We start from the raw sequence: 14,273 nt of genomic DNA on the forward strand, positions 1-14,273 counted from the left end.
ATATTCATCATAAATACTTTTATATTGTTATGCAATTAGATTGAATAATTATTTTTGGATTTTTTTATGTCGCTACCCTCTTTTATATCTATGTATCAGCAGCTGATTGCTGCCCCTTCAATTAGTGCGATTGAAGATTCTTTGTGCATGAGCAATAAAGGGGTTATTACCTTGCTCGCAGACTGGTGTGAAAGCCTGGGTTTTACATGTGAAATCACAGAGCTTGAAAACGGTAAAGGCCGTTACAACTTATTAGCGAAACGCGGTGAAGGAGATGGCGGTTTAATGCTTGCAGGTCATACTGATACTGTGCCATTTGATGATAGCCGCTGGAACTACGATCCGTTTAAACTCAGCGAGCATGACAATAAACTTTATGGTTTAGGTAGTATTGATATGAAGGGCTTTTTTGCCTTTGTATTGCAAGCAATTAGTGAGCTTGATGCTACGAAGCAAACAGAGCCACTTTTAATTTTAGCCACAGCCGATGAAGAAACCACAATGGCGGGTGCACAACAAATTTGCCGCCACCCAGACTTAAAACCAGCGCGCTGCATCATTGGTGAGCCAACTGATATGACACCGGTATTTACTCATAAAGGCCATATGAGTACAGCGATCCGGGTAATTGGTCGCTCAGGCCATAGCTCTGATCCTGAACGTGGTTTAAACGCCATCGAAGTCATGCATAAAATGATTACAAAGTTGTTAATCATCAAAGAAGAATTAAAGAATAAATATTCAGTTGAGCACTTTGAAATTCCGTACCCTACTTTAAACCTTGGCCATATCCATGGTGGCGATAATGCCAACCGCATTTGTGGTTGTTGTGAAATGCACATTGATATGCGGCCTTTACCTGGTTTAAGTGTGCAAGAACTACAAGCGATTTTGCTAACAGCTGCAGAAGAAATTAATGCCCAATACCCAAATGCAGTGAGCGTTATCGACATGCATGAACCTATCCCAGCATTTAGTGGTAGCACTGATACAGCACTTGTAAAGCTGGCCGAAAAAGTCTCAGGTCAACCTGCTGTCGCTGTAAACTATTGTACAGAAGCTCCTTTCATTCAACAGCTTGGCTGTGAAACCATCGTCATGGGACCTGGCTCAATTAACCAAGCCCACCAGCCAGATGAGTTTTTGGCGATGGAAAAAATAAAACCTTCGCAAGCGATTATCAGTGACATGATTAAAGCAAGCTGCTTTAGTAATATACCCAAACCACCTCAAGATGCGAGTTTCAGTTGGAATTAAAAGCCAAGGCATTGATTGCAAGTAATAGTGGTTCTATTTTTAAAATCAATAACGCAGTATAAATCGCTTTTAAACCAACCCTTCGGGCGCTTCACAGGCACTTACTCTCATCGTTGTTACTTCTTAAAAGGGACTACCATTCTTGCAAAGTAACGCCTTGATATTAAGCACCTGTGAAACGCTGAATTCTGCATCTTGAGGTGGCTTGGGTATAATAAAGGGGAGCATCACGCTCCCTTTTCTAATCCATGTACTTACTCAAGTACTTTTTAAATACCGGATCAGTTTTCGCCAACTCTTTTTGCTCCGCTAAAATATCTTTTAGAATTGCTTTAGAGGTTAACGGGTTAGCTAATACAACACGAAATACCACGGTAGGTTGATGGTCATATTTTGCAGGTGTTAAACGTGTACGCGATACAAAAGAACGACCCGCTTCACGCTGACGTTTTTGCATGCTTGCAGTAAAGCGATTCAATGAAGCGTAAATATCTAATTTCGTTTCTTCGTCAGCATCTTTAAGCTTCGCTTGGATTTCTTTTGGTACATAACGATAGGTTAATAAGCAAAGCTCAGGCTCTGAGATTAACTCAAAGTCTTCATCCTGCGTGATCATGTCGGCAAAAGTGCGTGCTTTCACGATACTGCGATCAATTAGCATCTCGTAGCCTTTACGGCCAATAACACGTAAGCAAGCATGCACTAACATTGCCATACCAGGGCGGCTGCCCTCAAGGGTATGACTGCCTAAATCTTTTGAGCCTTTACGAAGAATATATTCCGCATGATGCTCAATAGCATCCGTCGCAGCTGGGTCTTTAAATAACACCAGACCTGCCCCCATTGGTACATACATTTGTTTGTGTGCATCAATGGTTATTGAATCAGCGCGTTCGATACCGCTCAATAGGTGGCGGTAATTTGAAGATAATAAGGTTGAACCACCCCATGCAGCATCGACATGAAAATGACAGCCAAGTTCTTCGCTCAAATCAGCCATTTCATTAAGTGGATCTATGCTGCCTGTTTCAGTCGTCCCAGCAACACCCACGAGTGCCATTACCTTAATGCCAGAGGCTTCAAGCTCATGAGCCTTTTTACGCATCGCATCAACATCGACTTTATTGTTTTCGGCGGTTGCAATTGCGACAATGTTATCGCGACCAATACCCAGTAAATCAACGGTTTTGCCTAATGAGTAATGGCCTCGCTCAGAAACAAGCACAGCTAAGCCTTTATAACCATAATGCAGCATTCCAGCGATTAAACCTTGTGCAGCAATACCTTTATAGTCACCATCCGCTTTTAATAAACGGTTGCGGGCAATCCATAGTGCAGTAATGTTAGCAACAGTGCCACCTGAACAAAATGCGCCTAATGACGTTTTCGCACTGTGCATCCATTTACTATAAAAGCTGTCGTCTTCACCATATGCAAGGTGATGCATCATGCCCAAAACTTGTCTTTCAAGAGGCGTAAATGCCTTTGAAGTTTCAATTTTTACTAGGTTTTGGTTAAGACCGACCATTAACTTAGACAGCGGTAACACAAAATGCGGTAATGCTGAGGTCATATGGCCAATAAAGCTCGGCGCAGCGGTATGAACAGAATGAGCAACCAACTGCTCCATAATGTCTTGAGCATAGTCAGATACAAAGGTCGGCTCTTCTGGAATAGTAGCCGTTTGAAAGTCTTTTTCAATTTCGTGCAAAGGCTTTTCGATAGCAGCTATGTTCTCATTTAAGAACCCAGCTAAGTTGCTAGAAATTTCAGATTCGATTTTACTTAATGTCGAGTCTGGTGCTTCTGGCACCGTAAAAATACGAATCAAGCTTTCTTTAGAGGCGACGGCACAACGCTTTTGATCCATCCTAATACCCATAATTAGCAGCTAAAAATGCACCCGATGATGGGACATCTAGGTAAGCACTTTTGCGGCACTGTTTCTACGAAATTGGCTAACTTTACTGGAATATCACGAAAATGTCTCGCATAAAGCAAAAAAGCGCTAATTTCGATGACAAAAAAGTGATCAGTTAATGAAATTTGCAGTCATTTTATACTATCAGACACGCTTTTTTTGAGTATAATCAAACGATAACTGCAAAGGGAACCTCTATGCCCAAAGGAATGCAAAAAACCAGCTGGCTGCTATATGGCTTCGCCGCATTTTTTATTAGCTTATTTGGCTATATCTATTACACCTATGAAACCACGCGTAGTGAGATCATGGAGAATATCGATACCAAACTGCTTAATGCTGCGGTCAGTGTCAAACATATCCTAGGTGATGACTATCACAATATAGTTAATGCGGGCTTACCAATCTCTTCGGCAATATATAAAGACAAAAGCCGAGCCCTATCTGAGTATGCAAAACAAGTGCAGCTTGCCTATGTGTACGCAATGGTACTGCGCGACGGCAAAGTCTACTTTAGTGCGTCGAGTTACACGCAAAAAGATCAAAACAATGGCCGCGTAACACAGTTTCTAGATGCCTACCCCGAAGCGACAGAACTTAACAAAGAAGCTTTTTTTTCAACAGAGCCGGTATTTGAGGTATCAAAAGATCAATGGGGCTATTTTAAAAGCATCTTTGTCACTTTTGTTGATGATAATGGTCACACCTATATAACTGGTGCCGACATAACCATTAGTGACTTAAATCAGCAGCTGCAGTACAGTGTGACCCGTGCAATGATCACAGGCTGCTTCTTTTTCTTTATTGCAGCGCTAATTGCTGGGCTGTATTTTTTACAACTAAAACGCTCCCTCTCAACAGATGCCCGCACCGGCTTTGCTAACCATGTCGCGCTGGAATACTACATAAAGAAAACCACCAAACACCGTATGGAGCTAGCAGTTATTGCCATTAATGAGTTAGAAGATATTAGCAGTTTTTATGGCACTGAAGTGAGCGACAAAGTAATGGCTAACTTGCTTAGCTATTTTCAATCAAGGATGCCTAGCGAAGGATTTGTCTATCGATTAGCAACGAATAAAATTGCGCTATTACGAACGCATAGTGATGAGCGTAATATCGATGATGTTATTAATGCTTTTAACTATGCTATTCCTGCGTTAAAAGAGCCTTATATCTACGTGAGCTTGTATGCAGGTATTGCTACAGGTAATAAATTAATGCTGATTGAAAATGCCCATGTTGCGCTGCAACAAGCAAAGCTAAATAATCAGCGTATTGTACGTTATGAAAATGTGTTTAAGCAGGTTGAAGAGAAGTTTAGAAGCAATGTTACGCTTGCCAAAGAAGTAAAAGAAGCCTTCGATAACAACCGTATCGTACCTTACTTTCAAGCGGTCTATAATAACCAAAGCAAACACATTGACCATTATCAATGCCTAGCCAGAATGGCCAGTGCCACGGGTCGTATTCATGCGCCAGATTACTTTATGATGGTGCTAAAGCGCTCACGTATGGACGGTCTTTTAAGGCGCACCATGTTTACTCGCTGCATTGAGCAGTTTAGAAAAACCAATGTGCGATGGAGTATCAACATTACCGCACAAGATATTCTCGACCCAAGCTTAAGCGAGTTTTTAGAGTTACAACTTAGGCGCTATCCGCAGCCTCATAATATTATTTTTCAGTTTTATGAGCGTGATGCCATTGCTTACTTTAGTGAAGTAAAAACCTTTATTAACACCCTAAAAAATAAAGGTGCTCAGGTTATTATCAATGAATTCGGCGCGGGCTTTTCAAACTTACCCCACATTAGGAAGCTAGAAATTGATGGCTTGAAGCTAGATAAAGGGTTGGTGAGCCAAATTCATACCAATACTGATAACTATCTATTTATTGAAAACTTGGTGAAATATGCTCAGCAATTAAAATTAGATGTAATTGCTGAGCAAGTTGAGAACGAACAAATAGCTGACGCGCTTGCTCGAGCAGGTGTTACTTTAATGCAAGGGAGTCATTTTGCACCGCCGACTCCCTATATTCATTAAAGGTTGATCACCAAACGGTGACTTTGTTGACCACTGGCCCAATATTTACGTTCGAATGGGGTAATTGCAGTATCGCTTTCATACAGCTCAACATCGCACTTATGCCCTGCAAGCTCTAATGAGCGGGCAAACTCTTTTACGTATATATCCCAGTTGCTTCTCAGCTCTAAGCGGCCGCCTAATTTAACGATATACGGAAAAATTGCAGCACCGTGCCAGCGTCTTTGAAAGTGCTTTGCTTTTGGCCAAGGATTTGGATACAACAGGTAATGATGACTAGGTTGCCAGTTTGCAGCCACTGCTAAGCGCCAAAAATCGTTTAAATCAGCTTGTACTAAAATGTACTGCCCTGCATCTGTTTGCTTGTACTCGATATCATGCTTATCTAAACGATGTGATGACTTATCAATACCAATCACCAATGCATCAGGGTGACGTTTAGCTAAGTTAGCGGTGCTTTCACCCACACCACAACACGAATCAAGAATAATAGGCCCGTTAAATGCCTGCACCTTTTCGTTTACCTGATCAAAAGCCGCTTGCGTATGCTCTGCAATCGGCTTTTTAAATTCAGCACTTAGGTGCTTTAAAACAATTTCGTCTAGCTTTTCATGTAAGCTATGTTGATTCGATACAATACTTCTCGAATTTGCATCCGTCATTAGTGTCTAAGCCCCACACCACGTTTAATAAGGGTTAATGCTAACGTAAATAAACCCACAATAAATAAACCAAGTACACCAAATGCTACCGATAAGTCGACATCAGACACACCTAAGAAACCATATCTAAATGCATTTACCATATAAATAATTGGGTTTACTTGCGATACGCCTTGCCAGAATTCTGGCAACAAGGTGATAGAGTAAAACACCCCACCGAGATAAGTCAGCGGCGTTAAAATAAAGGTCGGGATAATACTAATATCATCAAAACTATTAGCATAAATTGCATTGATAAGTCCGCCTAACGCAAATACAGCCGACGTTAAAATAACCGTAGCCATAATCACAAAAATATTATGAATTTGAATATCAACAAATAGCAAAGAGACACAGGTAACAATTAAACCAACCAGCATACCTCGTGTCATACCACCGCCCATGTAGCCAAGTACAATGATGTAGTTTGGCACTGGTGCAACTAAGAGCTCTTCAATGCTTTTTTGAAATTTAGTGGAATAAAAACTCGAGGCAACATTCGAGTAAGAGTTGGTGATCACCGACATCATAATCAGACCCGGGACAATAAACTCCATATAACTAAAGCCACCCATATCACCGATACGAGAACCTATCAGATTACCAAAAATCACAAAGTACAGGCTCATCGTGATTGCCGGTGGAACTAAGGTTTGCACCCAAATACGTAAAAAGCGAATACACTCTTTGATCCAAATACTTTTTAGCGCTACTCCATATCTAAACATTATTCGCCTCGCCCTTGTTCTAATAACCCTACAAACAGCTCTTCTAAACGGTTTGCTTTATTTCGCATACTCAGCACAGTATTACCTTGTTCAGTCAGCGCACTAAACACCTGGTTTAAGCCCTGAGACTTAGCCACTTCAACTTCTAAAGTGTGATCATCGGTCAGTGTGTATTTATAACCTTCAATGCTAATTGGCTGTACTGGCTGCTTTAAATCAAGTACGAAAGTTTCTTTATCAAGCTTGGCAAGTAATGCTTTAATGGTGGTGTTTTCAACAATCACACCACTGTCGATAATCGCGATGTTTTTACATAACAGCTCAGCTTCTTCTAGATAATGGGTGGTCAAGATGATGGTCACACCTTGCTTATTAATCTCGCGAAGAAAGTCCCACATAGAGCGACGTAGCTCAATATCAACACCGGCTGTTGGTTCATCTAAAATGAGTAATTTAGGTTCATGCATCAGTGCACGAGCAATCATTAAACGGCGTTTCATACCACCTGAAAGGGTGCGCGCTTGTTTATCTTTTTTCTCAAATAAGCCTAGCTGCTTTAAGTATTTTTCGGCACGCTCATGCGCCAGCTTTCTTGGTACACCGTAATAGCCTGCTTGGTTAACCAAAATTTGATTTAGTGTTTCAAACTGACTGAAATTAAATTCTTGCGGTACTAAGCCTAGTTCAGACTTAGCAGCTTCAAGGTCTGTATCAATATCGTGACCAAATACCTGGACACGGCCGGCACTTTTATTCACTAACGATGAGATAACACCAATAGTGGTTGATTTACCAGCACCATTTGGTCCAAGTAAAGCAAAGAAGTCGCCTTGCTGAACTTGTAAATCAATGCCTTTTACGGCTTCAACACCATTTTTATAAACCTTTTGTAGGCCTTCAATATTTAATGCGATCGTTTTTTCGCTCACTGTTTGCCCTCTCCATAACCCCAACGTTTCGTCAAAGTATGTTCAATATTTAAATGATCTAAAATTCGCGCCACCATAAAATCAACCAAATCTGAAATCTGCTCTGGTTGATGATAAAACCCCGGTGCTGCAGGCATAATAGTTACGCCTAGTCGTGCTAGCTTCAGCATGTTTTCAAGGTGGATTTCGCTAAATGGCGTTTCACGCGGGACTAAAATCAGTTGCCCACGCTCTTTAATAACCACGTCAGCAGCGCGTTCGAGTAAGTTATCTGATGCGCCGACCGCAATTGCAGATACTGAACCTGCACTACAAGGGCACACCACCATTTTTTTCGGCGCGGCTGAACCAGATGCAACAGGACTAAACCAGTTGTCTTTACCAAATACTTTTAGTTGCTCAGGAGCGGCATTAAAAAGTGTACTAAGCTGCTCTGTCGCTTTGTCTTCATTACCCGAAAGTTTGATATTCGATTCTGTATCAAAGACCACTCTTGCCGCACTTGAGATCAATACATACACCTGAAACTGCTGTTCAAGTAATACCTCTAGTAACCGTAAGCCATAGGGAGCACCTGAAGCACCGCTAAAAGCTAACGTTATTTTATCTTTAAATTGCATACAGTTAAGCTCCGTATACTGGTTAGTTTTGCTCAAGGGCTGTGATTAAACGCTGATGAATACCTTCAAAACCACCATTACTCATAATTAAAATATGCTGTGACGGCGCACTGTTGCCAACAACCTGAGTAATGATTTCCTCAGTGCTTTTCATGCAATGCATACCTGCTTTGTCTGCGTATTCTTTTAACGACCAGCTTAAATTTTCTGGCTCAAATAAATACACATCATCTGCTGCATCGAGTGAATCAATCAGGGTTTGTTGATGCACGCCCATTTTCATGGTGTTTGAACGAGGCTCTAAAATAGCAATTATCTTATCAGTGCCTACTTTTGCACGTAGCCCTGCTAAGGTCGTTTTAATTGCCGTTGGATGATGAGCAAAATCGTCATACACTTTTATTGAGTTAACGTCGGCCTTAAGCTCCATACGGCGCTTAGGTGAGATAAACTCAGCTAATCCAGCAATACTGACTGATACCGCGATGCCTACATGTCTGGCTGCTGCAATAGCCATAATGGCATTTTTGACATTGTGCTCACCCATGGCTTGCCAGCTGACAACACCTTGCACTTGTGAATTTAGTAGTACTTCAAATTCACTACCATCAGCTTTTAGTAAACGGTAATCCCAATCACCCGCCAGTGTTTCGCTCTCGCTCCAAAGGCCGCGTTCAATCACATCTTGTAGTGCTTCGTCTTGGCTTGGCCAAATCACTTTGCCACTACAGGGTAATGTACGCATCAAGTGGTGAAATTGTTTCTTTATCGCGTTTAAATCTTCAAAAATATCAGCATGATCAAATTCAAGGTTATTTAGAATTAAGGTGCGTGGTAAGTAATGAACAAATTTACTGCGTTTATCGAAAAACGCCGTGTCGTATTCGTCGGCTTCAATAACAAAAAATGGCGTTTCGCCAACACGAGCAGACACACCAAAGTTTTGTACGATACCACCAATTAAAAAGCCCGGTTTCATTCCTGCGTATTCTAGTAACCATGCCAGCATACTGGCTGTAGTCGTTTTGCCGTGTGTTCCGGCCACAGCCAACACCCAAGAGTTTTGCAGTAAATTATGCTTTAACCATTCTGGACCAGAAGTATAAGGCAAGCCTTTATCAAGAACGTATTCAACACAAGGGTTGCCTCGGCTCATAGCATTACCAATCACCACCATATCTGGCGCGGGTTCTAGTTGGGCAACGTCATAACCTTGGGTGAGTGTAATTCCTAGCTCTTCTAATTGCGTGCTCATCGGCGGGTACACATTTTGATCAGAGCCTGTCACTGTGTGACCTAACGATTTAGCGATTGCGGCAATACCACCCATAAAGGTGCCACAAATTCCAAGAATGTGAATATGCATCTACTGTCCTGAGCAAAATGAATAAGAGATAAGTAAGGCGTTATAATGCCAAATATAAGCTTTACTTACCATTACTACACGGCATTAGAGTATTGCCAAATTGCCAACATAAAAAAACACCTCAACTTGAGGTGTTTTTTAATTAAGTTTAAAGCCTATTTTACAGCATTAAGAATGCAAACAAACCGACACCTAATAGTAAGCGATAGATAACAAATGGCATCATGCCCATGCGCTCAATCACTTTTAAGAAAAAGAAAATACATGCATAAGCCGATACAAATGATAAACCTGCGCCTAATAGAATTGCATGCCAATCAATTGCCTCGCCCGCTGTAGCCAATTGATATACATAATATGAACCAGCTGCGGCAATAACCGGAATCGACATTAAAAACGAAAAACGTGCAGCGCTTTGCTTATTTAGACCCAGCATTAAGCCCACAGTAATGGTAATACCTGAACGGGATGTGCCAGGAAATACCATAGCGAGTACTTGCGAGAAGCCTAATAAAAGCGCACTGAAAAAGTTTACTTGGTAAATATTCTTAACTTGCTTTGCTTTTACATCGGCATACCAAAGTAACAAACCAAATACGATGGTTGAAGTAGCAATAACCCAGGCATTACGCGAGTAGCTTTCCACAAAATCTTTAAATAAATAACCAATTAATAATGCTGGAATGGTCGCAACAATAATCCACCAGCCTAAACGACTATCATCGGTTGCGCCTTGTGAACCAAAAGATTTAAACCACGCACCGAGAATATCCACCACTTCTTTACGAAAATACAGTACCACAGCACCTAGCGTACCTACGTGTACCGCAACATCAAATGCCAAGCCTTGGTCGTGCCAACCTAAAACTTGTGAGGGTAAAATTAAATGTGCTGAGCTCGAAATAGGTAAAAACTCAGTCAATCCTTGAATTAAGGCTAAAACAATTATCTCAATAATACTCATGGGTTAGAAAACTCCACCTTCCATAGTTTTTGTTGTGGGTTGTTATAATTATTCCATAACTCAGCCAAAGTTAGCTTAGCTACGGGGTGATAAAAATCGGGAGCAATTTCAGCGAGAGGCTGCAATACAAACGCATTTTTGGTTATTTCATCCCGCGGTAATTGCGCAGGCGAATCACAGATAATGTCATCATAAAACAATAAATCAAGGTCTAATGTGCGAGGACTAAACTTTTTATCCTCACGAGTGCGGCCATTATCAAGCTCAATTTTTTTCAGTAGTTTACATAGTTCAGCTAATGGCATATCTGTTTTTGCTGCGACCACTGAATTATAAAAATTACTACCTGCAAACCCCACCGCTTCACTTTCATAAACAGACGAATGTATAAAGTCTGGAAAGTGAGGCTTTAAGGCAATAAGCGCTTGTCGAAGATAATGCTCTTTATTGACATTAGAGCCTAAGCTTATAAAAATTTGCGCCATGGTTAGTTTGCCTTACGACGGGTGATCTCAACTCCCACCGTTTGCGCTTGTGGTACTGCGGCTGGTTTACTAACACGTATAGTGACTTGGTTAGTAGCAAACTCAGCTAAAATAATGGCAGCTAATTGCTCAACTAAAGTTTCAAGTAACTCAACGGGTTTTGCCGTTGTATGCTCAATCACTCGTTCACTCACTTTGGCGTAATCAAGCGCTAAATTTATATCATCAGTTGCCGCTGCGGCAGAAATATCACATAACATTTCGATATCAAAATACAGGCTTTGTTTACTTTCTTTTTCAAAATCATACACGCCAATAATGGTGTCTACATGTAGTTGTGATATATATACCTTGTCCATTGATACTCCAAGTGACATGAATATTAAAACAACTCCTCATACTAAACGCTTATTGATAACAATAATGCGCTATATAAGCTGTCATACTGTTTTAATATATAAAAATTACCCCTACAATAACGGATAGATGCATTGCAATAAGGTGCTTACATTCTACTCGATGAGAGCGGCAGATGGTTTTGCCGCCAATGATAGCCCAAAAGTGCAGATTAAAAAATAAGGAAGCGCGTGTTAGAAGTTTTAATGTTAGTTTTAGCTTACATACTGGGATCGGTCTCTTCCGCTATCCTTGTATCACGGCTGTTTAAACTACCAGACCCACGCAGTCATGGATCGAATAACCCGGGTGCTACAAATGTTTATCGCCTAGGTGGTAAAGTCCCCGCTGTTTTAGTTCTTGTCTTTGATATTTTAAAAGGAACCATCCCTGTTTGGGGTGCCTACTTTTTAAAAATAGACCCACTAATGCTAGGTTTAATTGGTGTGGCAGCATGTTTAGGGCATATGTATCCGCTGTTTTTTAGCTTTAAAGGTGGTAAGGCCGTCGCGACCGCTTTTGGCACGTTATTACCCATTGGTTTATCGCTAGGTGGGATGTTGATTGCAACTTGGATCTTAATTGTTGCTATCACACGTTATTCATCACTTGCGGCACTGGTTACGGTTTCGTTAGCACCTCTTTATACTTGGTGGATAAAACCTTTGTATACCTTGCCAGTTACCTTTTTAACCGTGTTGATAATTTTCCGTCACAGAGCAAATATTACTCGCTTGATGGCGGGGGAAGAACCTAAAGTAGGGGCTAAGAAAAAAGCCCCAGAGCAGGAATAGTGTTATAAATTAAAGTGCTTCGAGTGAATCAATAGGCCAGCGCGGCTTTGTTTTCATATCAAGGCTAGCAAACTGACCTGCTTTCAAACGCTGCATACCAGCATAAGCAATCATAGCGCCGTTATCTGTACAAAACTCTGTGCGCGGGTAATAAACGCGCCCTTTCATGCCTTGCATTACTCGTTCAAGTTGCGCACGCAATTGCACGTTTGCACTTACACCACCGGCAATCACTAAACGTTTGATACCTGTTTGCTTTAATGCACGTTTACATTTAATGATTAGGGTATCAATTACCGCTGTTTGGAATGCATGAGCAATATCAGCTTTGGTTTGTTCATCATCGTCGCTATCACGAATCGCAAGCGATGCCGCTGTTTTTAAGCCACTAAAACTAAAATCTAAGCCTGGTTTATCTGTCATCGGACGTGGGAATACAAAACGCTCAGGCGTACCTTGCTCCGCAAGTTTTGCTAAACGTGGGCCACCAGGATAATCAAGACCTAATAACTTCGCGGTTTTATCGAATGCTTCACCGGCAGCGTCATCAACAGACTCTCCCAACACTTCGTATTCACCAATGCCAGATACTTTAACCATCATGGTATGGCCGCCAGACACCAGTAGTGCGATAAACGGAAATTCCGGTTTGTCCTCTTCAAGCATTGACGCAAGAAGGTGGCCTTCCATATGATGAACAGCAACAGCAGGAATATTCCAACCATAGGCCAATGAGCGACCAATAGAAGTTCCCACAAGGAGTGCACCAACAAGTCCAGGACCTGCGGTGTAAGCAATACCATCTAAGTCTTCTGGGCCACAGCCAGCTTGTGCAAGTGCGGCATCAATTAAAGGTAAGGTTTTACGTACGTGATCGCGTGACGCAAGCTCAGGTACCACACCGCCGTAATCGGCATGCACTTTTACTTGGCTATACAGTTGATGTGCTAATAAGCCTTGTTCATCATCATAAATGGCAATACCCGTTTCATCACATGATGATTCAATACCTAAAATTCGCATCAATTACTCCGCCAAGAAAAAACAAACGCGTATTTTACAGTGAAAATACGCATTACTGAATATTAAATTGCAATACCGATGTTGGTTTGGCCGTCAGATACAGCAAGTTGCTTAAGCTCTTTTACGTTCTCTGAGGTAATTCGGCCCATTTGCTCTACAAAATCAATAAGCTCTGCAAGCACATCAATTTCATACTGCATTAAAGGGTGTTCACGAACAGCTTTGTTATCAGCAATTTCACCATCCACTGTTAGTTGATATTCAATGAAACGAGCCACTGAAGCTTGTGAAATTTTACTAATATTTAAAAACTCTTGTTCATCTTTAGCTATCAAACCGTGCAACATGCCAAGCAAAGCAGTTGCTGTATCGATTGCGGGATAAGTCCCGAACATGTCAAAGTCAGTTAACTCAGGCACATTCGGCTCTATTTTTTCAATTTGCTTTTCAAGGCTGATTTTACTTTTTGGTAGTAAGATTTTTTCCCAGCAGACACTTAATGCGCTACGAAAAACCGCGGCATCACCAAACCCTGTTGCTTCACTAAATAAGCTGTAATTAGGCAGCATACGCTCAAGTAATGCGCCACCTAATACCGCTTTTTGCAAATAGTTTAATTCTCTAATACGTTGAAAATTATTCGCTTTTGTCATTCTTTACAGTCCCACAAGACCAACATATTTCAAATGTTGCTCCGTTAAGCTCATGACACTTAGGGCATACCCAGTCAGGAGCCGATTGTTTTAATTGCCGGTAGTTTAGCAATATTTCTTGCGCCTGGCGCTCTTTTAATGCGTAAACGAGTATATCGACCCCTGTTTGTTCAAATGGGATCTCCCCAAGCGCCCCTTGTAAAAGCTCACCTTGCAGTTGCGATTCGATCCCTTTACTTTTTAAAAGCCCTTTAATAATGTTGGCTTCTAAGCCATTTTCAGCCTGAAACACTTTCACCCAAGCGAATGGGTCCTGCTTAGCAGGTTGATTTAAATTATTGTTTTGCAAATCACTTCCCTTTTACTTTTCTATCTTTAAATCCTAAAC

General features: G+C 41.3%; 15 protein-coding genes. 3 read left to right on the plus strand and 12 right to left on the minus strand.

The window, feature by feature from the left end; all coding sequences use genetic code 11:
• Nucleotides 1-66: 66 nt before the first annotated feature.
• Entirely contained in the window at nucleotides 67-1,257 is a 1,191-nt protein-coding gene (gene argE / locus AN213_RS08285) for an acetylornithine deacetylase (protein ID WP_055021564.1), read from the plus strand.
• Between the two features lie 241 nt (nucleotides 1,258-1,498).
• Here argE and panP read toward each other — a convergent pair whose 3' ends face one another.
• The gene (gene panP, locus AN213_RS08290; RefSeq protein WP_055198272.1) at nucleotides 1,499-3,127 is read right to left on the minus strand and encodes a pyridoxal-dependent aspartate 1-decarboxylase PanP; all 1,629 of its coding nucleotides are present in this window, start codon (nucleotides 3,125-3,127) and stop codon (nucleotides 1,499-1,501) included.
• Between the two features lie 248 nt (nucleotides 3,128-3,375).
• On the opposite strand from panP, the gene AN213_RS08295 reads away from it, so the two are divergent.
• A complete protein-coding gene (locus AN213_RS08295; RefSeq protein ID WP_055198274.1) occupies nucleotides 3,376-5,226 on the plus strand; it encodes a GGDEF domain-containing protein in 1,851 nt (616 codons plus the stop codon).
• Here the strand turns inward: AN213_RS08295 and AN213_RS08300 are convergent.
• The 8 genes from AN213_RS08300 to folB form a co-directional block, all read right to left on the minus strand.
• Complete coding sequence (locus AN213_RS08300) at nucleotides 5,223-5,888, minus strand: tRNA (guanosine(46)-N(7))-methyltransferase TrmB (protein ID WP_055198276.1); 666 nt, start codon at nucleotides 5,886-5,888, stop codon at nucleotides 5,223-5,225. The genes AN213_RS08295 and AN213_RS08300 overlap by 4 nt on opposite strands.
• Complete coding sequence (locus AN213_RS08305) at nucleotides 5,888-6,655, minus strand: ABC transporter permease (RefSeq protein ID WP_054560948.1); 768 nt, start codon at nucleotides 6,653-6,655, stop codon at nucleotides 5,888-5,890. The genes AN213_RS08300 and AN213_RS08305 overlap by 1 nt, the downstream gene beginning before the upstream one ends.
• On the minus strand, nucleotides 6,655-7,584 hold the full coding sequence (locus tag AN213_RS08310) for an ABC transporter ATP-binding protein (RefSeq protein ID WP_055198278.1): 930 nt from the start codon (nucleotides 7,582-7,584) through the stop codon (nucleotides 6,655-6,657). Before AN213_RS08310 ends, AN213_RS08305 begins: the two co-directional genes overlap by 1 nt.
• A complete protein-coding gene (locus tag AN213_RS08315) occupies nucleotides 7,581-8,204 on the minus strand; it encodes a flavin prenyltransferase UbiX (protein WP_054551081.1) in 624 nt (207 codons plus the stop codon). Before AN213_RS08315 ends, AN213_RS08310 begins: the two co-directional genes overlap by 4 nt.
• A 22-nt stretch (nucleotides 8,205-8,226) precedes the next feature.
• Nucleotides 8,227-9,570 (minus strand): UDP-N-acetylmuramate:L-alanyl-gamma-D-glutamyl-meso-diaminopimelate ligase, encoded by a 1,344-nt coding sequence (gene mpl / locus AN213_RS08320; protein WP_055198280.1) that lies wholly within the window; start codon nucleotides 9,568-9,570, stop codon nucleotides 8,227-8,229.
• 160 nt (nucleotides 9,571-9,730) lie between these two features.
• A complete protein-coding gene (locus AN213_RS08325; RefSeq protein WP_054560951.1) occupies nucleotides 9,731-10,534 on the minus strand; it encodes an undecaprenyl-diphosphate phosphatase in 804 nt (267 codons plus the stop codon).
• Nucleotides 10,531-11,019, minus strand: a complete 489-nt coding sequence (gene folK / locus AN213_RS08330; RefSeq protein ID WP_054560952.1) for a 2-amino-4-hydroxy-6-hydroxymethyldihydropteridine diphosphokinase — start codon at nucleotides 11,017-11,019, stop codon at nucleotides 10,531-10,533. The genes AN213_RS08325 and folK overlap by 4 nt, the downstream gene beginning before the upstream one ends.
• 2 nt (nucleotides 11,020-11,021) lie before the next feature.
• Nucleotides 11,022-11,378: a dihydroneopterin aldolase gene (folB, locus tag AN213_RS08335; protein WP_055021570.1), complete on the minus strand. Its 357-nt coding sequence runs from the start codon at nucleotides 11,376-11,378 to the stop codon at nucleotides 11,022-11,024.
• A gap of 228 nt (nucleotides 11,379-11,606) precedes the next feature.
• Between folB and plsY the strand changes: the two genes are divergently transcribed.
• Nucleotides 11,607-12,209 (plus strand): glycerol-3-phosphate 1-O-acyltransferase PlsY, encoded by a 603-nt coding sequence (plsY, locus tag AN213_RS08340; RefSeq protein WP_082401545.1) that lies wholly within the window; start codon nucleotides 11,607-11,609, stop codon nucleotides 12,207-12,209.
• Between the two features lie 9 nt (nucleotides 12,210-12,218).
• On the opposite strand, the gene tsaD is transcribed toward plsY, so the two are convergent.
• The 3 genes from tsaD to AN213_RS08355 all read right to left on the minus strand — a co-directional run bounded on the left by tsaD (nucleotide 12,219) and on the right by AN213_RS08355 (nucleotide 14,234).
• Entirely contained in the window at nucleotides 12,219-13,232 is a 1,014-nt protein-coding gene (gene tsaD / locus AN213_RS08345) for a tRNA (adenosine(37)-N6)-threonylcarbamoyltransferase complex transferase subunit TsaD (protein WP_055198281.1), read from the minus strand.
• A gap of 62 nt (nucleotides 13,233-13,294) precedes the next feature.
• Complete coding sequence (locus AN213_RS08350) at nucleotides 13,295-13,885, minus strand: YjaG family protein (protein ID WP_054551075.1); 591 nt, start codon at nucleotides 13,883-13,885, stop codon at nucleotides 13,295-13,297.
• Nucleotides 13,869-14,234, minus strand: a complete 366-nt coding sequence (locus AN213_RS08355; RefSeq protein ID WP_055198283.1) for a DUF2007 domain-containing protein — start codon at nucleotides 14,232-14,234, stop codon at nucleotides 13,869-13,871. Before AN213_RS08355 ends, AN213_RS08350 begins: the two co-directional genes overlap by 17 nt.
• Nucleotides 14,235-14,273: the final 39 nt, after the last annotated feature.

Origin of the sequence: Pseudoalteromonas sp. P1-8 (assembly GCF_001399985.1) — a bacterium.
Classification (GTDB): Bacteria; Pseudomonadota; Gammaproteobacteria; order Enterobacterales; family Alteromonadaceae; genus Pseudoalteromonas.

Bases quoted from the DNA above. Each gene is read 5' to 3' on its own strand.
- argE (WP_055021564.1), top strand. From the start codon at position 67: ATGTCGCTACCCTCTTTTATATCTATGTATCAGCAGCTGATTGCTGCC.
- panP (WP_055198272.1), bottom strand. From the start codon at position 3,127: ATGGATCAAAAGCGTTGTGCCGTCGCCTCTAAAGAAAGCTTGATTCGT.
- AN213_RS08295 (WP_055198274.1), top strand. From the start codon at position 3,376: ATGCCCAAAGGAATGCAAAAAACCAGCTGGCTGCTATATGGCTTCGCC.
- AN213_RS08300 (WP_055198276.1), bottom strand. From the start codon at position 5,888: ATGACGGATGCAAATTCGAGAAGTATTGTATCGAATCAACATAGCTTA.
- AN213_RS08305 (WP_054560948.1), bottom strand. From the start codon at position 6,655: ATGTTTAGATATGGAGTAGCGCTAAAAAGTATTTGGATCAAAGAGTGT.
- AN213_RS08315 (WP_054551081.1), bottom strand. From the start codon at position 8,204: ATGCAATTTAAAGATAAAATAACGTTAGCTTTTAGCGGTGCTTCAGGT.
- mpl (WP_055198280.1), bottom strand. From the start codon at position 9,570: ATGCATATTCACATTCTTGGAATTTGTGGCACCTTTATGGGTGGTATT.
- AN213_RS08325 (WP_054560951.1), bottom strand. From the start codon at position 10,534: ATGAGTATTATTGAGATAATTGTTTTAGCCTTAATTCAAGGATTGACT.
- folK (WP_054560952.1), bottom strand. From the start codon at position 11,019: ATGGCGCAAATTTTTATAAGCTTAGGCTCTAATGTCAATAAAGAGCAT.
- folB (WP_055021570.1), bottom strand. From the start codon at position 11,378: ATGGACAAGGTATATATATCACAACTACATGTAGACACCATTATTGGC.
- tsaD (WP_055198281.1), bottom strand. From the start codon at position 13,232: ATGCGAATTTTAGGTATTGAATCATCATGTGATGAAACGGGTATTGCC.
- AN213_RS08350 (WP_054551075.1), bottom strand. From the start codon at position 13,885: ATGACAAAAGCGAATAATTTTCAACGTATTAGAGAATTAAACTATTTG.